The sequence below is a fragment of the Exiguobacterium sp. OS-77 genome (assembly GCF_000414195.2).
GTDB classification, from domain to species: Bacteria; Bacillota; Bacilli; order Exiguobacteriales; family Exiguobacteriaceae; genus Exiguobacterium_A; species Exiguobacterium_A indicum.
In genome coordinates, this window is the sequence record NZ_DF239008.1 from 2,529,160 (window position 1) to 2,550,425 (window position 21,266).

Annotated in this window: 18 protein-coding genes; 13 read left to right on the plus strand and 5 right to left on the minus strand. The window is 46.5% G+C overall.

Going from position 1 to position 21,266, the window contains the following annotated elements; genetic code table 11:
- Window positions 1-15: 15 nt before the first annotated feature.
- From EXG77_RS13005 to EXG77_RS13025, 5 genes are all read left to right on the plus strand, one after another.
- Complete coding sequence (locus tag EXG77_RS13005) at window positions 16-273, plus strand: hypothetical protein (RefSeq protein WP_023467272.1); 258 nt, start codon at window positions 16-18, stop codon at window positions 271-273.
- A 78-nt stretch (window positions 274-351) separates the two neighbouring features.
- Window positions 352-1,050: a 1-acyl-sn-glycerol-3-phosphate acyltransferase gene (locus tag EXG77_RS13010; protein WP_023467271.1), complete on the plus strand. Its 699-nt coding sequence runs from the start codon at window positions 352-354 to the stop codon at window positions 1,048-1,050.
- Window position 1,051: 1 nt separating this feature from the next.
- A complete protein-coding gene (locus tag EXG77_RS13015) occupies window positions 1,052-2,953 on the plus strand; it encodes an ABC-F family ATP-binding cassette domain-containing protein (protein ID WP_023467270.1) in 1,902 nt (633 codons plus the stop codon).
- A 171-nt stretch (window positions 2,954-3,124) separates the two neighbouring features.
- Complete coding sequence (locus EXG77_RS13020) at window positions 3,125-4,966, plus strand: GGDEF domain-containing protein (protein WP_023467269.1); 1,842 nt, start codon at window positions 3,125-3,127, stop codon at window positions 4,964-4,966.
- 10 nt (window positions 4,967-4,976) lie between these two features.
- Window positions 4,977-6,764, plus strand: coding sequence for a GGDEF domain-containing protein (locus EXG77_RS13025; protein WP_035398791.1), 1,788 nt, complete (start codon window positions 4,977-4,979; stop codon window positions 6,762-6,764).
- 55 nt (window positions 6,765-6,819) lie between these two features.
- On the opposite strand, the gene EXG77_RS13030 is transcribed toward EXG77_RS13025, so the two are convergent.
- The 3 genes from EXG77_RS13030 to EXG77_RS13040 are packed head-to-tail and all read right to left on the minus strand — an operon-like array spanning window position 6,820 to window position 9,090.
- Window positions 6,820-7,464 carry a hypothetical protein gene (locus EXG77_RS13030; RefSeq protein ID WP_023467267.1) on the minus strand — a complete coding sequence of 215 codons (645 nt, stop codon included), beginning with the start codon at window positions 7,462-7,464 and terminating at the stop codon, window positions 6,820-6,822.
- Window positions 7,461-8,633: a DEAD/DEAH box helicase gene (locus EXG77_RS13035; RefSeq protein WP_023467266.1), complete on the minus strand. Its 1,173-nt coding sequence runs from the start codon at window positions 8,631-8,633 to the stop codon at window positions 7,461-7,463. The genes EXG77_RS13030 and EXG77_RS13035 overlap by 4 nt, the downstream gene beginning before the upstream one ends.
- A 28-nt stretch (window positions 8,634-8,661) precedes the next feature.
- A complete protein-coding gene (locus EXG77_RS13040; RefSeq protein WP_023467265.1) occupies window positions 8,662-9,090 on the minus strand; it encodes a hypothetical protein in 429 nt (142 codons plus the stop codon).
- Window positions 9,091-9,429: 339 nt separating this feature from the next.
- On the opposite strand from EXG77_RS13040, the gene pflB reads away from it, so the two are divergent.
- The 3 genes from pflB to abc-f all read left to right on the plus strand — a co-directional run bounded on the left by pflB (window position 9,430) and on the right by abc-f (window position 14,408).
- A complete protein-coding gene (pflB, locus tag EXG77_RS13045; protein WP_035398793.1) occupies window positions 9,430-11,679 on the plus strand; it encodes a formate C-acetyltransferase in 2,250 nt (749 codons plus the stop codon).
- Window positions 11,680-11,713: 34 nt separating this feature from the next.
- Complete coding sequence (pflA, locus tag EXG77_RS13050; protein ID WP_035398794.1) at window positions 11,714-12,433, plus strand: pyruvate formate-lyase-activating protein; 720 nt, start codon at window positions 11,714-11,716, stop codon at window positions 12,431-12,433.
- Between the two features lie 274 nt (window positions 12,434-12,707).
- The gene (gene abc-f / locus EXG77_RS13055; protein ID WP_052017201.1) at window positions 12,708-14,408 is read left to right on the plus strand and encodes a ribosomal protection-like ABC-F family protein; all 1,701 of its coding nucleotides are present in this window, start codon (window positions 12,708-12,710) and stop codon (window positions 14,406-14,408) included.
- Window positions 14,409-14,480: 72 nt separating this feature from the next.
- Here abc-f and rsgA read toward each other — a convergent pair whose 3' ends face one another.
- Complete coding sequence (gene rsgA, locus EXG77_RS13060; RefSeq protein WP_035398795.1) at window positions 14,481-15,530, minus strand: ribosome small subunit-dependent GTPase A; 1,050 nt, start codon at window positions 15,528-15,530, stop codon at window positions 14,481-14,483.
- 273 nt (window positions 15,531-15,803) lie between these two features.
- Between rsgA and EXG77_RS13065 the strand changes: the two genes are divergently transcribed.
- The 5 genes from EXG77_RS13065 to EXG77_RS13085 are packed head-to-tail and all read left to right on the plus strand — an operon-like array spanning window position 15,804 to window position 19,276.
- Window positions 15,804-16,181: a hypothetical protein gene (locus tag EXG77_RS13065; RefSeq protein WP_023467260.1), complete on the plus strand. Its 378-nt coding sequence runs from the start codon at window positions 15,804-15,806 to the stop codon at window positions 16,179-16,181.
- A gap of 50 nt (window positions 16,182-16,231) precedes the next feature.
- A complete protein-coding gene (locus EXG77_RS13070) occupies window positions 16,232-16,849 on the plus strand; it encodes a hypothetical protein (RefSeq protein WP_023467259.1) in 618 nt (205 codons plus the stop codon).
- Between the two features lie 59 nt (window positions 16,850-16,908).
- Window positions 16,909-17,628, plus strand: coding sequence for a cell wall-active antibiotics response protein LiaF (gene liaF, locus EXG77_RS13075; protein ID WP_023467258.1), 720 nt, complete (start codon window positions 16,909-16,911; stop codon window positions 17,626-17,628).
- Complete coding sequence (locus tag EXG77_RS13080; protein ID WP_035398797.1) at window positions 17,625-18,650, plus strand: sensor histidine kinase; 1,026 nt, start codon at window positions 17,625-17,627, stop codon at window positions 18,648-18,650. The genes liaF and EXG77_RS13080 overlap by 4 nt, the downstream gene beginning before the upstream one ends.
- Window positions 18,647-19,276, plus strand: a complete 630-nt coding sequence (locus EXG77_RS13085) for a response regulator transcription factor (protein WP_023467256.1) — start codon at window positions 18,647-18,649, stop codon at window positions 19,274-19,276. Before EXG77_RS13080 ends, EXG77_RS13085 begins: the two co-directional genes overlap by 4 nt.
- A gap of 298 nt (window positions 19,277-19,574) precedes the next feature.
- Here EXG77_RS13085 and EXG77_RS13090 read toward each other — a convergent pair whose 3' ends face one another.
- Window positions 19,575-21,266 carry a b(o/a)3-type cytochrome-c oxidase subunit 1 gene (locus EXG77_RS13090; protein ID WP_023467255.1) on the minus strand — a complete coding sequence of 564 codons (1,692 nt, stop codon included), beginning with the start codon at window positions 21,264-21,266 and terminating at the stop codon, window positions 19,575-19,577.

Here is a 21,266-nt window from a genome sequence, read left to right on the forward strand (position 1 = left end):
AGGAACAGATTCATTATGAACGAAATCCCTTTATCAAACGGTTGGACACTTCGCTACTCTCCTGTCATCGATTTATGGTTGAAGGAAGATGGCGTACTGCTCGTAGATCACGAAGATAAGGTCCGCTTGACTCTCATTTTGGATGAGGAAACGATGGAAATCAAACAGATCGACAATACGAACGCCACGTTCTCTGTTGATCCGACGACACGTCGCCTCACCTTTGAACTTGGAGAAAGCGAAGAGGAATCTGAGCCTCGTTACTGGGAATAATCACGCAGACTGGGTGCGACGCCCGGTCTTTTTTTGTACAATAACATCAGCAATGAAAAAAGGAGCTGTCACTTCACCATGATCCGTACTGTCATTTGGTTCATTTATTTTGGACTTGTCTTACCCTGTACCTTACCGTTTTTACCAAGCGCAAAACGTCGAACGCATCTCGCGCGCTATGCATTCGTTCAGCGTGTAGCGAGCGTCTGGGCAAACTCTCTTCTCCGACTCGCTGGCGTTCGTGTCAACGTGACGGGTCGTGAGCATATCCCGGCAAACGAACCCGTCGTCTTCATCTCGAATCACCAAGGGAACTTCGATGTTCCGATTCTACTTGGAACAATCGATAAACCGAAAGCATTCATCTCAAAAATCGAAGTGAATAAAATTCCAATCGTCAATGTTTGGATGAATCTGATGGGATGTGTCATGATTGATCGAAAAGATCGACGTCAATCGCTGAAAGCGATTCGTTCTGGTGTCGACACGATCAAGGACGGACAATCGATGATCATCTTCCCGGAAGGAACACGCTCTAAAGGCGGTCCAATGGCGGAGTTCAAAGCGGGAAGCTTCACACTCGCGACATCAAGTGGTGCTCGTGTCGTACCCGTCGCAATTTCGGGGAGCTATCGCGTTATGGAGGAAACGGGTAAAATTCGCCCTGCCACGGTCGACGTTACGATTTTACCGTCGATTGATCCGAGTACGATGACACAGAAAGAACTCGTCCAGACAGTCGAACAGCAAATCAAACAGATTGTAGAAGGTGTCTAATATGTTAATGAAAGCAGAAAATCTCAAAAAAGAATTTGCCGATAAAATCGTCTTCGAAGATGTGACATTCTCCGTCTCACCTGGCGACCGGATTGGTATCATCGGCGTCAATGGTACCGGTAAGTCGACTCTCCTGCATATCTTGGCAGGTAAAGAGACGGCAGACGCTGGTACGATGCATCACCCGAATGATTATCGGATCCGCTTGCTATCGCAAACGACCGATTATCCGGAAGACCAAACGGTCATGGAAGTACTATTGTCTGGTGATACACCAACGATTAACGCCTTACGTCACTATGAAACGGCGCGTCTAGCACTCGAACAAGATCCGACGAGTGAAACGTTACTCAATCGCTTCATCATTGCTCAGACAGAAGTCGATGCTGCGCAAGCTTGGGACACGGAATCACGCTTAAAGATGATTTTAAACAAACTCGGTATCCTCGACTTGAACGCGTTGATCGGCTCGCTTTCCGGAGGACAACGCAAACGTGTCGGACTCGCTGAAGCTTTACTCGATGAAGCCGATCTTCTCCTGCTCGATGAGCCGACGAACGAACTGGATGCCGAAACGATCAGCTGGCTTGAAACTCAAATCAAGGAATACCGTGGTGCGATTCTACTGATCACCCACGATCGCTATTTCTTGAATCGTGTGACGAATCATATGATGGAGATCGCGAACGGTACAGCTTATTTCTATGTCGGAAACTATGAATCATTTCTTGAAAAACGTGCCGAACGTCGTGAACGGATAGCTTCTATGGAAGAAAAACGTCAAAACATCCTCCGTCGCGAACTCGCCTGGTTGCGTCGCGGAGCAAAGGCGCGGACGACGAAACAAAAAGCGCGAATCCAGCGCGTGGATGCTTTACAAGACCTCTCGTACGAGGAAGAAGAATCAGCACTCGAAGTACAGGTCGGTTCGACCCGTCTTGGTAAAAAAGTCATCGAAGCGCATGATGTCTCTCATCGATTTGGTGAACGGACCCTTTTTGAATCGTTTAACGCTCTGATTGGACGGAAAGAACGGTATGGCATCGTAGGACGAAACGGGAGTGGAAAATCAACACTTCTTTCAATTCTTGCGCAACGCTTAGAACCAACAACCGGTGAAATCATTCACGGCGAAACGGTGAAGATCGGCTTTTATGGGCAATTTGCCGAATTCACGCATCCCGAACGTCGTGTCATCGACGAGGTCGAACGGATCGCAAAAGTCATCACGACACTCGCTGGTGAGGAGATCACGGCAAGTCAGATGCTCGAACAGTTTCTCTTTAAACCGGAAGCCCAATATAAACAAATCGGTAAGCTGTCCGGTGGCGAAAAACGACGTCTGAAATTGTTGACGATTTTGATGGAAGAACCAAACGTCCTCTTCCTTGATGAGCCGACGAACGACTTGGATACTGAGACGTTATCCGTCCTCGAAGATTATTTAGAATCATTCCCAGGCACCGTCATCACGGTCAGCCACGATCGCTACTTCCTCGACCGGGTCGTCAATCGCTTGATTGCATTTGAAGACGGGAATGTCGTCTTTTATTATGGACAATATACAGACTATCTTGAGCAAATGACAGCACCCGTTCCATCAATCGTTGTTGAAAAGACGGTTGAGGTTGCTACAGCACCAAAGATAGAGACGCCAAAAAAACTAAGTTATCAGGAACAACAAGATTGGGCAATCATTGAACAACAAATCGAAGAAAGTGAGACAGAACTGGAGCAATTAGAAGCCGAACTTGCTTCGGCAGGAAGCGATCTTGGTAAAGTCAATGAACTGTATCAAGCCATTGAAAAAACGAAAGCGATGCTTGATGAACGGATGGAGTATTGGACGTACCTTTCTGAAAAAATCGAGGCATTTGAAAACTATCGTCAATCTAATCAATAATTTCGATAAGCGGAGTTCTTCCTTAAAGAAGAACCCCGCTTTTTTCATGAAATGGGAATCACCTCTTATTTTCATTTTAAATCTGAAAATAAATGTGAATTCAAACTAAATATCGGGTAATGTTATAGCATATTTCGTTTTTATGGAAGGCTTGCGAAAGGAGGAGTTCCGGTGAAACGGATCGTTCAAAACATCTACCCTACCGTCGCATTCTACTTAGTTGTCACGTACACCCTGCTCTGGCTATTACCACAAGATCGCTCGTTACAACTTTCAGCGATCATTAGTCTAGTCGGTTCTTTCGTCATTTTCCTACTTAGTCAATCGAAGGCTTTCAAACAATCTTCCATTCCATATAAATGGTTATCGGTCGCCTTTTTCTCGTATTTTCTAGGCGATTTCCTCAATATGATTGGTCGTCTTTTTCAATGGAACGCTGTTAACCTGAACGTCTTACTGGATTTGCCTTACACGGTTCATTTAACGATGATAGTCATCTTTTTATTTCGGCAGTTGGATTTGACTTTGTTTCAAAAACAAAAATTATTGATTCTTGATTCTTTAACATTGTTCACTGTATCGATGATTGCTGGATACATCGCTATTTTCCGCTTTGTCCCCTCTTATACGCGAACGGTGCTCGAGCAAATCAGTTGGACCTTCTATGCCTTCTTGACGATTCTGTTGACGCTGTTCTTTTTCTTACTTTATGCTTCTGGACTAAAGAGAAACGTATCGAGATTAGGATTCCTCTTTCTCGTACTCGGAACGTTCGTGCTCGGTATGACGAACTTTATTTTTTATACGTTGTTATTGAACGGTGAACCGCGAATAGCTGGTTTATTGCTTCCGCTATACCCACTCAGCGGACTCTTCATCCTTGCCTTCATGAATACTCGCGCTCTTCCCATCAGTCATGAACAACAAGCAACTCTTATTCGGGTCGAAACACTTACGCGTTCCTTGATGTCGTACATCTTATTATCTGTACTGATTCTCTATATTACATTCTTCCCTGTCTCCCAAACCTTTTTCTCACTTTCCGTCGGCATTACGTTTTTATTATTTTTAACACGACAGCTTTTTTCATATCAGGAAAATCTGCGGTTGTTACAGGAAACAACAGCATTGCAAACGAATCTAGAAGACATCGTCCATCAAAAGACAGCACTCTTACAGTTACGTGAAAAAGAACTAACGTCGCTTTTTCTATCTTATCCAGAAGTTGTTCTTGAAATCGATGCTACGTATCAGATTCGATCTGTCAATCCAGCTGCTGTCGAAGCTGGATGGAGCGATTTACCGCTCGGACCGAGCCAACGGCTACAACTCGATCGACTCATTCCATTGCTTCAACAAGCGCAGCTGATTTATCCCTCTCATTTGCTACATGTACCGGCCACGGAGGAACATCCGGAAATCTTTTTGAATACGACAATCATCGATATCCCGGATCAACAACGCTATTTCGTCATCTTGGCGGATATCACGGAAGATTATCAACAGGAAGTATGGCTAGAACGTATGGGGTACCATGATTCGCTCACGCATTTGCCAAACCGACGTTACTTCGAGGAACAACTTTATCTAACTCTGCCGACGTTAGAATACGGCTCCTTACTATTCATTGATTTAGACGGTTTCAAACAAATCAATGACACTTATGGGCATGATGTTGGTGACCTCGTGTTACAAGAGACGGCGAGTCGCCTTCAATCGATGACGACGTCAACTGATCTCGTTGCACGTCTTGGAGGAGATGAGTTCTTGATCTTCATTCAGGCATCTGCTTCGGAAACACGTCAGTTTGCCGAACACGTTCTCGAAGTTCTAAATCATCCGTTCTATATTCAGACACATACGCTTCAAGTCACACCATCAATCGGAATTTCCTTATACCCTGAAGATGGTAAAAGCTCAGAACAATTATTGATTCGAGCAGATGAAGCCATGTACCATATTAAGAAGACCGAAAAAAACAATTTTTTGTTCGCTACTCAAATTAAACGTTAGGAGGGAGTCCATGCTTAAATCGAACTATTTCATCCGTTGGTTTCCTGCCATGCTCGTCATGTCTTTTGCTCTAATGATCCTTGCCACATGGACCCCTTCCATCTCTAATCGGATCGTTGAACAAGTACTACAGTATGCCTCTCTTGGATTGATTGCTTATTTTATTCTTACTGCTTATCGTAAGGAACAAGCATTAGTCGTACCAAGACGAAAATTCTGGCTGATCGCTTTAGGATCACTAGTTTTATCCTGTATCGGTTCCGTTCTTGAGACATTACATTTCTTCAATCCAGACTTTCCAGTTCCATCTATTTATAGCCTAATTTTATTTTCAATATCCCATTACGTATTCTTATACGCGATTTTTTACCGAATCATCACAAAACGGACACTCGGACAACACGTACTCGCTTTCGTCGATGCCGCGATCATCGTCGTTTTCATTGGACTTGTCGCGTTTCACGTCCTCAATGAATTGACGAATCCTGGACTGCAAACTGTTCCTTATGCCATCATCGTCATCACGAATACATCACTCGGTTTATTCGTTTTCTTCTATTTCACGTTCATCCAAGAAACCCATTGGGTATCAAGGATGGCATTGTTCTTATTGTTTTTATCCATTTTTATTCGCGGTATCTACGAAGTCTCAAGTGTTTATTTCCCGGACTTCTCAGCGAATTATCTATTGTTTTTCCCGATCTTGATCCGTTTGGTGCAAAGTGCAGCTATTCTATGGCATATTGATCATATCGAAGAAGGAACCACTCGAACGACGGTCATTCCCCGTTCCTGGCTCCCTCTACTGGCCGTTCCTTTATTCATTCATTACATGGTGGAACGAGAAGGCGGAAAGCTCGATATCTTTATCATTTTAGTTTTACTAATCATTCGACAAATCTTGATTGCTCGTCAGCATGGGTTGATCGTCGCACAATTACACGAACGGAATGAACAACTCGCTTCACGCATCGAACATCGAAAACAACAAATTAAAGATAGCGAACAGCAAGTCATCCCACTCTTTCTCGGTCACCCTGATCCGATGATTCGACTCGATCAATCCGGAACGGCACTATACGCGAACTTAGCTGCCCAACGTCTGTTTCATTTACCCGACATGACGATTGAACATATTCCTCGTACGATGCGTCACCTATTAGAAACACTTGAGACAGATATCGATGAGTATGAAGATGAACAACATAGACGATATGAGATCATTGATATTCCGATTCAAATTGCTGCCACCTCGATGGGACGTTTCACGATTTTACATGACGTCACTGAACGAAAGCTCCGGCAAAAACGGATCGAATACCACGCCTACCATGACGCCTTGACAAGTATCGGAAACCGTCGTTCGTTAGAGCGAGATTTTTCGAACCATCTCCTCGAGATGAATTATCTTGCGGTAGTCGATTTAGACGGTTTTAAGCAAGTCAATGATACGTATGGTCATGAAGCAGGTGATTACGTATTGATCGAGGTCGCGAAACGATTGAGCGAGCATACGAATTCTTTAGAACAGGTGTATCGACTGGGTGGAGATGAGTTCGCGATCCTCTTACACGCCGATGATGAACTGTCCTTACGTCGAAAATGTAAATCCTTCTTACACTTTTTAAGACGTCCTTACGTCTATAAAGGACAATCCTTATTCGTTTCTGCAAGCATCGGTGTGACCGCGTGTCATAAAGCTGATCTTGAAACATGCTTAAAGCAAGCCGACCTTGCCATGTATCGCGTGAAACATCGGGATAAAAACGATGTCGCCCTATATCGAGCAGATTCTTGAAAAAAAACCTAGAACACATTGATCATAATCGGTCATGTGTCCTAGGTTTTTTCGATTATTCTTCTGGTCTCGGCGCAATGTTGCCTTCTTCGATATCGAGGAGTAAGTCGATCAATTCCGCACAAAACTCAGGGTACTGGCGAAGCAACGCGTCTTCTCCTACTTCATCCACGAAATCTGTCAACAAGGCGAGGACTTCTGGTACCAGTGCGCGCGCTACTTTCATGTAGGCAATCGCAAAGCGCCATTTCCCAGAAATGTAGAGCAGTTTTCCAATCAACAAATCACCTGGTTCGACTTCAATCTCAGACAAATCCGTTTGATACGTCTGTTTTGACATCAAATCAACGACACCATCCGCCTCGACTTGAAACAGCGAGGGCATCGGGTCCGCTAATCCACGCAAGGCACGATAGAGGCTAGGCGATAACTCTTCTTTGACCTGCTCAAGAAAACGACCGTGCGGCGTTTTTCCTTGATCATCCGTCTCATAGAAGATGGCCCAATCTACGAATAAGTCCCGGAACAACTCAGCATCTTTTAAATACCAACGTCCCTCCGTTGCAATCTCTTCTATGAAAGCGACCCAATCCGTACTACGTGCTGTCGCTGCTTCTTGATACATCTTCTTCAAGGCTGCATTCATTTCCGCTTCAGAAACCGTCGTCGGAAACGGAATTACTTTTCGATCGTTCTTCATTTCGATCGCCCTTTCCGGTGAGGAGTAGCCGGTCGTTTAATCGTCTGAGGTGCTGTGAATTCACGTTTTGGAATGACTTCCCCACGGTAAATTTCCATTGCTTCCATCTCGACGCCCATTTGCTTCGCAAGTGTTTTTAAGTGTTTTAAGTCTTGATCCGTAACAAGAGCAAGTACCATTCCGTTCGCATTTCCACGTCCCGTCCGACCTGAACGGTGTACGAAATCGTCAAGCGACTCCGGTAAATCGTAATGGACGACATGCGTGACTGCTTCGATATCTAGACCACGTGCCGCAAGACCTGTCGTGACGAGTAAAGGAAACTCTCCTTTTTTGTAAGAACGTAATGTCTCCATTCGCTCTCGTTTTCCTTTTTCAGCATCCAAAATCCGATATTTCAATGAGAATTTACTCAACTCACCATTTAATGGTCCGAGGAAGGAGCGGTTGTTGATGAATGTCAGCACTTTTGATCCTTGCATGTTCGCCAGGCGACGTAACAATTCCGGCTTCTGACGACGTGAAGTCTCCAAATAACCGAATGTCACTTGTGTGCTGACGGCACGCTCAACCCGAATCGTCTCAGGGTTGTTTGCAAGCGTCCGTCCCCATTCTGCTGTCCGTTCCGGCAATGTCGCGGAGACGAATGCTAACTGACGATCGCGTAGTGCACTGTTTGCGATTCGCGTCGCCGAGTCACTCATACCACTCTCATAGATTTGATCCGCTTCGTCCAAGACGATCAATTTCACCTTATGCATCTTTAGCTTCTTCGAATCGATCAACTCAACGAGACGCCCTGGCGTTCCGACGATGATTTGTGGTTTTTTCTTCAATCGTTCATATTGTCGTTTTAATTCAACACCACCAATGAATGCACCGGATTTGATACCACTTCCTTGAGCAAACAATTGAATGACTTGATGAATTTGCATGACGAGTTCCCGTGTTGGTGCCGTGATCACGACTTGCACGTGTGGTTCTTCTACTTCAATCTTTTCTAAAGCTGGAATGACATAAGCAAGCGTCTTCCCTGTTCCTGTTGGCGCTTCAGCCAGGACATCTTTTCCTTCGCGCAACAACGGAATCGCTTGTTCTTGAACAGGCATCAACTCGGTAAAGCGCGCCCGTTCCCATGCTTCCTGTAAAAATGGTTTTGTAAAGTTCATAACGATTTCTCCTACTCTCTTAATTCCATCATGCCGTTACGTATTCGACATGATCTCCTGATGCATCACGGTATCCCCGTAATGTCTGTGTATATTCATTTCCTGCGTCGAGCAATCGAATGTGGAATCGAATCTCGCTTTCACCGGCTTCTTCTTCTAAAATCTCGAATCCTTGGATGACACGATCCTGTAATTCTGCAGCGAGTGCCGGGTACTCCGCAAGACTCGCATACGTCGCTTTTACGTCAACCGGACGACGAACAAGCGCAATCCAATACGATTCATCATAGCCGATAAAGTCTTCATAATCAAAATCATCTTCAAATCGAATCCAGAATCCATCATTTTCGAATTCCGTGATCATTCCCGTTCGCGTTGAACCGTCCGATCCGATTTTCAGCGAGACCCAGTCTCCCGACTGATACTCTCCTTGTTGTGTTAATGATACATACTCCATTTGGCACACCTCCACGTTCTATATTCCCTTTTTCATTGTCAACGATACGTCTTAAAAATACAAGGCACCGTAGCGTGACATTCCTCACAGTTTCAACTGTTCTAGTGAATCTTTTTCAAATCAACTCATACAGTTTCCAAAAAACCTTGAATTAGCAATCTAAAACTGTTTTTTTAAAACTATTTTCATATGAATACAGAAATAAAGAAAGCCCGTCATATCAACGTTTGTCCACTTGTTAAAACATTCACATGAACGTAAAGGGAATCACCCCTTCCTTTTGTTACACTATTCACATAAGGAACTGATGATTAGCTCAATATTAAAGGAGTGGTATCCATGTTATTAGAAAAAACGAGTGCTTGGGCAAGCTTTACGTCTGGTGAATGGGTAAAGACGATCGATGTCGCAGACTTCATCCGACTCAATCGCACGGAATATACAGGAGATGATCACTTTTTAGTCGGTCCGACGCAAGCAACGGAACGTCTCTGGCAACAAATTCTACAGCTGACGAATGAAGAACGACAACGTGGTGGTGTATATGCCGTCGATGCTAAAACACCATCAACGATCCTCTCGCATGATGCAGGGTATCTGAATCGCTCACTTGAAAAAATCGTCGGTTTACAGACAGACGAACCGTTTAAACGTTCGATTCATCCGAACGGTGGGATTCGGATGGTGAATGATGCCCTAGCTGCGTATGGCTTTGAAGCAGACGAGACCGTCACGAAAACTTTCAGCGAGTACCGGAAGACACATAACCAAGGGGTTTTCGATGCCTATACCCCTGAAATGCGCGCTGCACGTAAAGCCGGTATTATCACCGGATTACCTGATGCTTATGGTCGCGGACGGATCATCGGTGACTATCGTCGTGTTGCTTTGTACGGAACGGCACGCTTGATCGAAGAACGTAAGAAGGATTTAAAGGCACGTGGCGGGTTCTTATCTGAATCGATGATTCGCGACCGTGAAGAGATGAATGAACAGTTGCGCGCATTAACGGAATTGACCGAGCTTGGAGCTCGCTATGGTTTCGATCTCTCCCGCCCTGCAGAAACAGCACAAGAAGCATTCCAGTGGGTCTATCTTGCCTATCTTGCTGCCATCAAAGAGCAAAACGGGGCAGCCATGTCACTCGGTCGAGTCTCGACGTTCCTTGATATTTATGTCGAACGTGATCTTGCGGCTGGTCGCTTGACGGAAGAGACTGCACAAGAACTCGTCGATCATTTCGTCATGAAGCTTCGGATCGTTAAGTTCTTACGGACACCAGACTACAACGATCTATTCTCAGGTGATCCGACGTGGGTAACGGAATCAATCGGTGGAATGAGTGAAGATGGACGATCAAACGTCACGAAAAGTTCATTCCGCTTCTTACACACTCTCTCGACACTTGGTCCGGCACCGGAACCGAATCTAACCGTTCTCTGGTCTACTCAGCTTCCACGCGGATTCAAGGAATTCTGTGCGAAGATGTCGATCGTTTCAAGCTCGATTCAATATGAAAACGATGATTTGATGTTACCGGTTTACGGAGATGATTACGGCATCGCTTGCTGTGTCTCTGCGATGAAGATCGGGAAACAGATGCAGTTCTTCGGTGCGCGAGCAAACCTAGCAAAAGCATTACTTTATACGATTAATGGCGGAATGGACGAGAAGCTCAAAATCCAAGTCGCCCCTGCTACACCACTAATGCTCGACGAAGTACTCGATTACGAGACCGTCATGGCGGCTTATGATCGTCAACTCGATTGGCTCGCGGAACTGTACGTCAACACACTGAATGTCATCCACTACATGCATGATAAGTACAGCTACGAACGGATTGAAATGGCTTTACATGATCCAGAAATCTTACGGACGATGGCATGCGGTATCGCTGGTTTATCGGTCGTCGCTGACAGTCTATCTGCCATCCGTTACGCAACAGTTCGTCCAATCCGAGATGCGGATGGGATTGCAGTTGATTTCAAGATCGAAGACGAGTTTCCGAAGTTCGGGAATAACGATGAACGGGTCGATCAGATGGCGGTCGATCTCGTCACACTGTTCATGGAGAAAATCCGTAAACATCCAACGTATCGCAATGCCCTTCCGACGCAGTCTGTCCTGACGATCACTTCAAACGTCGTCTACGGTAAAAAAACAGGAAATACGCCAGATGGACGCCGTGCGGGTGAACCATTCGCACCTGGTGCTAACCCGATGCATGGACGTGACACTAGAGGAGCTGTCGCCGCACTGACATCTGTCGGAAAATTACCATATGAACATGCGCTCGACGGGATTTCCTACACGTTCTCGATCGTGCCAAAAGCACTTGGTAAGGATGAAGCCACACGCATTCGCAATACAGTCGGATTACTTGACGGATATATGGGTGGTACGACTTCAAAAGGACACCATTTGAATGTCAACGTCTTTGACCGTGAGACGTTACTAGATGCCATGGAGCATCCAGAACAATATCCACAGTTAACGATTCGGGTATCCGGTTATGCAGTCAACTTCATTAAACTGACGCGTGAACAACAGATCGATGTCATCAATCGAACGTTCCACGGTTCTCTCTAAAATGATGTGTAGTATGTGAAAGGAAGTGAGCAGGATGACCTATGGTATGATCCATTCCGTTGAATCATGTGGAACAGTCGATGGTCCTGGCATTCGATTCATCGTCTTTACGCAAGGATGTCCACTACGATGTCAATACTGTCATAACGTGGATACATGGGAGTTCGGTTGCGGACGGCGTGTCTCAGCAGACGAAGTCGTAAAAGAAGCGATCAGCTATCGCTCCTTTTTCGAGGCCACGGGTGGCGGAATCACCTTCTCTGGAGGTGAACCGCTCGCTCAGCCAGAATTCTTGGAGGCTGCTTTAACAGAAGCAAAACGCCATGGACTGCATACGGTCATCGATACCGCGGGATCCGTCGTCCCGAAAAACATCGATGCGATTCTCGATGCGACGGATCTAGTACTACTCGATGTCAAACATATCGACGATGCCGCTTGTCGCGTCTTGACTGGACGGAGTAACGCCAATACACTCGCCTTCGCAAAACGCCTAGCCGAGCGAAACATTCCCGTCTGGATTCGCCACGTCCTCGTTCCAGGTATTACGATGTCAGAACATTTCCTCCGTCAGACCGGCGAGTTCATCCGGACGCTCGGAAACGTCGAGCGCGTCGAAGTACTCCCTTATCATCAACTCGGTGTCTATAAGTGGGAAAACCTCGGTCTCGCATATCCGTTAACTGATGTGCTTCCCCCTTCATCAGAAGAAACGGATACTGCGCAAACCTTACTTGAATCGTACTTGTTTTAACGTTTCCATTTTGTTATAATGACGGCATAGACTATGAACAGGAGGTACAACACCGAAATGAAGCAATCACTCGTACACGTCGCTTGATGAATGAAATCATCTCTTTCGCAATGCAGTTGCGGATGCCTGACGCTACGAGTCTGCTCTTTTTCGGTGTGACCAACCTCTGGCCAGCACCTTCTTTGAGTTACACTCCGGCACACCATCCGCTCGCTTCGGATGGTGTGTTTTTCATTTCATCTTATCGGAAATGAACACTAAAGGAGCTGCTTTTATGCCTACTGAAACACTTACGATCCAACACCTATCGATGGACTACGACGAACGACGTCTTTTCTCGGACGTTTCTTTTCATATTCATACCGGTGAACATGTCGCCTTAATCGGTCCGAACGGCATCGGAAAAACGACACTGTTACACTTGATCGCTGACCAACTTCAGCCGACTGACGGTTCGATCAAGCGTCATTACAAAAAACTCGGTCTACTATCACAACACTTCGTAGCGGGCGATCACACCGTTCTTGATGTCGTCGAACGAGCGGATGCGGTTCGTTATCAACTTCGCGCTAATGCCATGAATGGTGACTTGACGATCTATCAACAAGCACTCGATCAGGACGCCTTCTCGCTTGAAGCAGATGCAGCACGCGTCTTAAAAGAAGTCAAATTAGAGGAAGCACTCTGGACACACAAAGCATCCAGTTTAAGCGGTGGTGAACAGACGCGCCTCCAACTTGCCTGTCTGCTTCTATCACGACCTGATTTCATCATTCTCGATGAACCGACGAATCATCTGGATCAAGAGACACTCGAGTGGCTCACGGAATGGGTCAACATGTCACGGACCTCGATTCTCTATGTCTCACACGAACGATTCTTCATCGACGCAACGGCTGATGCCGTCATTGAATTATCCGAATCAGGGGCAACGCGATACAGCGGAAACTATCAGTCCTATAAAGAACAAAAGGAACATCAAGCTCTGTCGCAACAACGAGCGTACGAAAAACAAGAACGCACCCGTAAAGAGCTGACACGCATGATTCAAGGATACCGGCAATGGCATCAAAAAGCCTCGAATCAAGCGAGTGAACGGGATCCGTATGCGAAAAAGAAGGCTGCTAAACATGCGACGAAGGTCAAGGCAAAAGAGCAGCAACTCGAGCGTCTACTCGAGGATCGTGTAAAAAAACCACAAGTTGCACCGACTGTTCACGTCGCATTCGAACATGAAGCGATTCGTGCGAAACGACTGATTTCGTTTGAACGTGTCTCTTTCATGCATGAGACGAAACCGATCCTAAAGGATGTTTCGTTTACGGTAGAACATGGTGACCGAATTGCTGTCATCGGACCGAATGGAAGCGGAAAAACGACCTTACTGCGTCTCATCGAGGGCGAATATGCTCCTCATCAAGGGAACATAATCCGTCATCCTCGATTGAAGACCGGCTATTTTTCACAAGCCCTTTCCCACTTACCGACATCAGGTACGTTGTTAGAGGCATTACTTGAGTACGGCACGATGAGTGAAACGGACGCCCGGACGTTACTCGCCTGTTTTTTATTCCGTCGCGATGATGTTTACCGGTCGATTTCCGACGCCAGTATGGGTGAGAAATGTCGGATTGCTTTCTTACGCCTGTATTTTTCTGGTGCTCACTTGCTTATTCTCGATGAACCAACGAACTATTTGGACCTTGCGACTCGTGAACAAATCGAAGCCGCCCTCGATGTTTTCCCTGGTGAGCTCCTCTTCGTCTCCCACGATCGTTATTTTACTGATCGGCTGTCGAATCGGACGTTTGATTTAACGACTGGATTCAACGATCATCCGGTCGGAACGGCCACGGTACGAAACGCGCGCCGAAGTGACCCTGAAGCGATTCAATCCGACTTACATCGTCTTGATGCGTTGACGGGTAACGTGCCGTTCCATATAGAACCAAATGAATTCCTTTCAAAAGAATAACGAGAAAAAAGCATCTGCATAGAAAAAGAGACTCCTTTTTCCGTTGCAGATGCTTTTCATATTTCAGTCGTATTATCGCTTTTGATACTTCACTTTCGTATGCGCTTGGGCCTGCTTGTGGATTTTTTTCCACTTTTCTTTCTCCGCCGCCTGCAACGCCACATTTTGCTTGCGTTCCGCATAAGCGATTTCTCGTTTTAGCTTGACGAAGCTATTCCAGCGTTCAGCAGTTAGTGTGCCATCTTCTAAAGCTGTCCGAACGGCACAGCCCGGTTCCTTATCATGTTTACAGTCTCGGAAACGACAGTTTTCAGCAAGCTCCTCAATATCGGAAAACGTCGACGATAGTCCGTCACTTCCATCCCATAAGGCCAATTCTCGCATCCCCGGTGTATCAACGAGCAGTAGACCGTTCGATAGTCGTTTCAGTTCGCGATGCGTCGTCGTGTGACGTCCACGTTCATCGTCTTCTCGTACGCCACCCGTCTCCATTAACTGTTCTCCAGCTAAAGCATTGACGAGCGTCGACTTCCCGACGCCGGACGATCCGACTAACACGATCGTCTGCTTGATTTGTAACTGTTCACGCAACTCCTCTAATCCGTCCCCGGTCAAAGAATCAACGGCAAGGATTGGTGTTCCGAACGCGATCGCTTCGACAGCCTGCAGTTCCGTTTCAATCGACGGCATCAGACTTTTTTTCGTCAGGACGATGATTGGTGTCACCCCTGCATCCCAAGCAACCGTTAAATAACGTTCCAGTCGACGGACGTTGAAGTCATGTCCAAAAGCCATGACGAGCAAGGCAACGTCGACATTCGCGCAGATGATTTGTTCCTCGGTCTCCGTTCCTGCCGCTTTTCGGGAAAATTGAGAAGATCGTGGCAAGACACGTTCGATCCGTCCCTTCCCCGGTTCTCGCTCTGTTTGGATGATCCAGTCACCAACCGCTGGCAATTCAGCTTTCGTTCCCGATTGAAAACGCAATTTACCAGACAGTTCGCTCAGCGATTCTCCTGTTTCCGTCATGACGCGATAATGTGTTTGATAGACGGCTATGATCCGTCCTAATCGTTCTGTTCCTGTCGTTTCGTAGACAGGTGGTGTACCCCATTCGTTCAAATGGTTTCCTCCTCTGATTTAAGAGAGGGAAACCCCTCCCTGGTTTCCGACACATGTTACTTGGTTTACGTTGATTGTTGCACTCATCAACATCACTCCTCTCGATTCGATTCCCTTATAGAGTATCACATGAATCATTGGTGCTGATAGCGCTTCCCTTAAAGTCAGACCTTCTCTCCGCCTTAAGCCCGAGAGCAAATACGGTCCAAAGAGTGTCGTAGGAATAGAAGGACTCCCGTATCATAAAGGTATCAACACAAGGGAGGCTTCCTCATGAAGCAATCGAAAGGAAAACAATTGGTGATGATTCTCGCCGGACTGGCGTTACTTGCCGTCGTCATCGGAACATTACCGCATATGATCGGACTTGGCTTAGGGGCGTTACTCGCGTTCTATTCGATCAGTAAGTTCATGCAATCGAACAAATGGCCAGCGAAACTCGGCTTCGGATTCCTAGCAGCCATCGGAATCGGACTTGCCCTTTCGAACATCTGGGCAGTCATTGGAATCGCAGCAGCCATCGCATTGTATGTCGGTTACATGCGTATGAAACTACAACGTGTCAATGTTCAAGATCTCTTTAACCGTCGCCGTACATCAACGACACATTTCGAAGCAGACTGGAAAGACCTAGACGAAAAACGTTTCTAATCAAAATGTGTGACCCGATATCATTCGCCATTTCCAAGGAGGAATTTTTCATGAAAAACGTATTTGATCAACTCAACGATTTTGCGACACAAATGATGACAGAAGTCAAAAAAGCAGCCGAACAGGGTGAAGTACCTGCTAAAAAGCTCGTTCGTCATATTCGATCTACAGAAGCTGATTTAAAAGAGATTGATCGACTACTCGAGCGTCAACGGACATTGCTGCTGGAACTGACACAAAAACAGGAAGAAGCGAAGGATTTAGCCGATAAACGCTTCAAGCAAGTCGAAATCGCGAACGAAGCCGGTGAACAACAACTGGCTGAGCGTGCAGCCATCGAATCGAAGCATTACGGGGAGCAGTACCGGTTCTTTGAAGAACTCGTCGCTGAGACGAAACGCGAGCTGAACGAATTGGAACGTGAAGCCCTCGAATTGAAGTTAAAGCTCGAAGATCTACAAAACAAACGGTACGAATGGATGATGCGCGAAAACGTCTCGAACTTAAAAAACAAGATGAACCAGGTGCTAGATCGCGAACCAAATGCTACTATAAAAGAAGAAGCACATCCGTTCACGGCAGAAGAGCCTGAAGCAAAACAACCAGCCGTTGATGAAGATGATATCGATGCGCGTATCGCTGAACTCGAACGCCGCATTCACCAATAAGCAGTCAATGATGAAGGAGGCGTATGCCTCCCTTTGTCATGTTAGAAAGGAGATTGATCGTGCGACGATTAAGTACGAAACAACTGGTCGGTTACGTATCGATCCTGTTCGCCCTCGGTCTGTTCTATGACCTATTGTCCGGTGCAGGAAATGTATTGTTTGGTGTCTTATTTCCGTTCCTGCTGTATTATGTCGGGATTCATTTCCGGCGACGCAATCATGAAAAATTAGCAATCCTCTTCTACATCGTCGGTACGATCATTCTTGCTGGCGTCGTCCTTAGTTCGGCTGCCATCGGTTTTGTCATTGCTGGTATCTTGCTCTATCTTGGGATCATTCTCGTGACACGACATTCTGTCCGCGAATTTTTATTTTCACGGATTGCTCCGCATCAATATGAAGAGGAAGGGATCAAGATTCAACCCGCTTATTCCTTCTCGACTCAAGCCGATGTACCGTACGTCTTACAGGATTTGAGCGAACAGTTCATCGTCAAGGATTTAGAAATCGATTTGACGCACGCCTATGTTCCAGAAGGCGAGACCTTGATCGTCGTCAGTGGTGTCGTCGGGGACGTCCGAATTCTTTTACCGTCCGGCTACGACTATACACTCGACACGTCAATCGGCTTCGGAAGCGTCAAGACAGATATCCGCCGGATTCCGACCTTCTTTAATCGACGCATTCAATTCCGGGCACCGGAATACGGCGAAGCGACGCGGAAGGTTCGCATTCATGTCATGCTCGGTATTGGCAACGTGGAGGTGTCTTCGATATGAAGCGTGATCAATTCCCGCTTGGTGTCATTGCACTCCAAGTCATGACGGGCTTTTTGACTGCCGTCATGACGACGTTGTTATTCTTAAGTACACGACAAGTCGATTGGCATGTCCTATTCGTCCGTCAACAAGATTTCCCTGTCCTTCTACTCGTCATCGGACTCTCGTTATTACTACCGCTTGCCATCGGTAGCATGCATTACTTTTTCTTGCGACGTGACTTCAAACGTGTCACGACTGCCATCATTGAACTGGAACAAGGAAAAGATGTGACGATCGTTCCGGGTCCCTACTTTCATACGTTGACGCGCTTGTCGCGGATTGGAAAACGTATCGACGAACAAGTCGAGACCGTCCAAAAAATCAGTACACGTCCGCAACACGTTGAACAAGTAAGAGTTCAAGCCGTCACGGAGGAACGAAAGCGACTCGCACGTGATTTACACGACTCCGTTTCGCAACAGCTCTATGCCATCTCCATGATGACGACAGCAGCTAAACAGACGATTCTGTCTCAACCTGAAGCTGCAGCCAAACAGATCGAGATGGTCGAGACGATGGCGCAAACGGCGCAGTCTGAAATGCGCTCCCTCTTACTTCAGCTTCGCCCTGTCGAACTAGAAGGGATGACGTTACAACAAGGACTTTCGCAACTGCTCGAAGAATTATCTAGAAAGCAGTCCACACAGTTGAGTTGGAAGTTAGAAGAGATGACACTTCCACGACAAATCGAAAACGAGTTGTTCCGGATCGTCCAAGAAGGATTGACGAATGCATTACGTCACGCGAAAGCGTCTCATATGGATATCGAGCTCCGACAATTCAACGAAACGATCATTCTGAGCATGAATGATGATGGTGTTGGATTCGTCGTTGATGAAAAAAAACTTGCCTCTTATGGCATTAATTCGATGCGGGAACGAACGGCTGAGATGGGCGGAACGATTCGTCTCGTCAGTGTTCCAGGACAAGGAACCCAAATCGAAGTCAAACTTAGAAAAGATCGGATGGTGCAAGTATGATACGCGTATTATTAGTAGATGATCACGAGATGGTCCGGGCCGGTGTGTCTGCTTTCCTTTCCACACAACCAGACATCGAGGTCGTCGCCGAAGCGTCGGATGGTCAAGCAGGAGCCTTGCTTGCGCTTGAACACCGACCGGATGTCATCTTGATGGATTTAGTGATGGAGCCAGTCGATGGCGTCGAAGGAACGCGACTGATTCGCAAAGACTGGCCGGAAGCAAAAATTCTCGTCGTGACGAGTTTTCTTGATGATGAGAAAGTTTATCCTGTCATTGAAGCCGGTGCGATGAGTTATGTCTTAAAAACGGCTAGCGCCTTTGACATCGCAGAAGCGATTCGCAAGACGGCAAACGGTCAATCTGTCATGGCAGCACAAGTGACCGGTAAAATGATGGAACGTCTTCGTCGTCCTACGACACACTTGCATGACGATTTGACGGAACGTGAGCAGGAAGTTCTTCAATTGATGGCTCGTGGTATGGCGAACCAAGAAATCGCAGACGAATTATTCATTTCCTTAAAAACCGTTAAGACACACGTCTCGAACATCTTATCGAAACTCGATGTCGTAGACCGTACACAAGCTGTCGTCTATGCCTTCAAGCATAATCTCGTCAAATAAGATTTAGCCCTTCATTACTTATTCCTTAAGCTCACGCAAATAAGGGGCTGACTCAAAAAGTCAGTCTCTACAAAGATAAGGGAGGCAGATTGATGATCTGCCTCCCTTATCTCGTAATAAAAAGAATGACGCGTCACACGCAACTCCTACAGGAAAAGCGCATTTATGCGTTGTCAGAGACAAACAAGCCCCCCTTTCTTGCTTAAATGAAGTAGGAAAGGGGGGCTTTGTCTCGCCTGAGGAAATGGTGTGTAATGACGCGTCATTCTTTTTTTGAGTCAGTCCCCTCTTCACTGTCTTACCAGAGTCTCCATCCGGGAGCTCCTGGAGGGGCATTTTCAATCATATGCCAAATCGGTACCGTGTACGCAAACGCAATCAAAGCGAACGTCACGAAAATCCATAGCTTCCAATTTTCAAAGAAGAGTGGCGTTGCCATCGCCTCTTCTTCCGTTTCAGCAATCGGAAATTCTTCCGTTCCTTTTGGCGCTCGGAAGGCCAGTTGGAACATCGCATAGAGGAATAGCAGAATCGAGATGAATAAAATCGTTCCGCCGATCGCCATTGCGACATGATATGGAATCCAGTCAGCGACGATTGAATCCTTGAAGTAGGTGGCTGGTCCCGTCCGTCGTGGATTACCGAGTAATCCTGAGATGTGCATCGCAGTCGACATGAAGAGCATTCCGATCGTCCAGGCAGCCGTTTGAATAAGTCCAAGACGATTCATTGCCGCTGTTAACGTCCGACCACGTAAGAGCGGGACAAGCCAGTAGGCTGTTCCGAAGAACGTTAGTGCGACAGCAGCACCGACCGTGATATGAAAGTGTCCCGTAACCCATAATGTGTTATGAACGATGATGTTCAGCTGATGCGATGCATTAATGACACCACCTGCACCTGCTGGAATGAAGAACAACATCCCGATGAACGGTGCAAGGAACCGGACATCCCGATATGGCATTTTCTTCACCCAACCAAATATGCCAGTTGCTCCCTTACGGCGACCTGCTAGCTCAAATGTCGCAAACATCGAGAAGGCAGTCATCAATGATGGAATGATGACGAGGAATGTCAAGACGACTTGGACATACTTCCAAAATGCAGAAATCCCTGGCTCTAACAATTGATGGTGAAAACCTACAGGGAATGAAAAGAGTAGGAATAACAAGAACGACATGCGTGCTAACGCGTCAGAAAAAATCTTCCCACCAACGATTTTCGGAATGACCGTATACCAGACGATGTAGGCAGGTAACAACCAGAAATAGACGAGCGGATGACCAAAGTACCAAAATAGCGTCCGAGATAGCTCGATCCCGACCTTATCCGTCCAACCAAGAGATAAAGGAAGAAGTTGAAAGAGAATCGTTGCCGCTACGCCGAGTGTCGCAACCACCCATAACAAGGCAGTCATAATGCTCATGTAGGCTTGAAGCGGTGGATGAACACCAGGGTGTTCCCGCTTATAATCAGCATACATTCGGAACATGGCACCAGACGCGATCCACGTTCCGACGACGAAGATGACGAGTCCGATATAAAAAACAGGATGTGCCTTGAGTGGTGCATAGAACGTATAGAGGACGGAAGCTTCACCTGCAAGCACCATCCACGTGACGAGGACGACACCAAGAATCATGAACCAGAACCCGACCCATCCGAGACGTCGCGGAAACTCTTCGAAGCGTCCGAACGATTGACCTAAAAATGAGAACAATAATCCGAAAATGAATAACGTCGTAAAGACGATTGCAAGCATCAATCCGTGAGCAGTCAGAAGCTCATAGTATCCGATTCCAGCGATTTCTGGAATGGCACCTGTCCGTACCATCGTTTGTAGTAATCCACATAGACCACCGATCAATAAGGCGACAAGTGAAAAACTAACATGTGCAAAGGCCAGTTTCGCTTCCTTGACTCCGATGACGGTAGCGGGTAGACCACGCTCCATCTCGAACTGTCTTAGTTTATTTGATATAGCATTCAT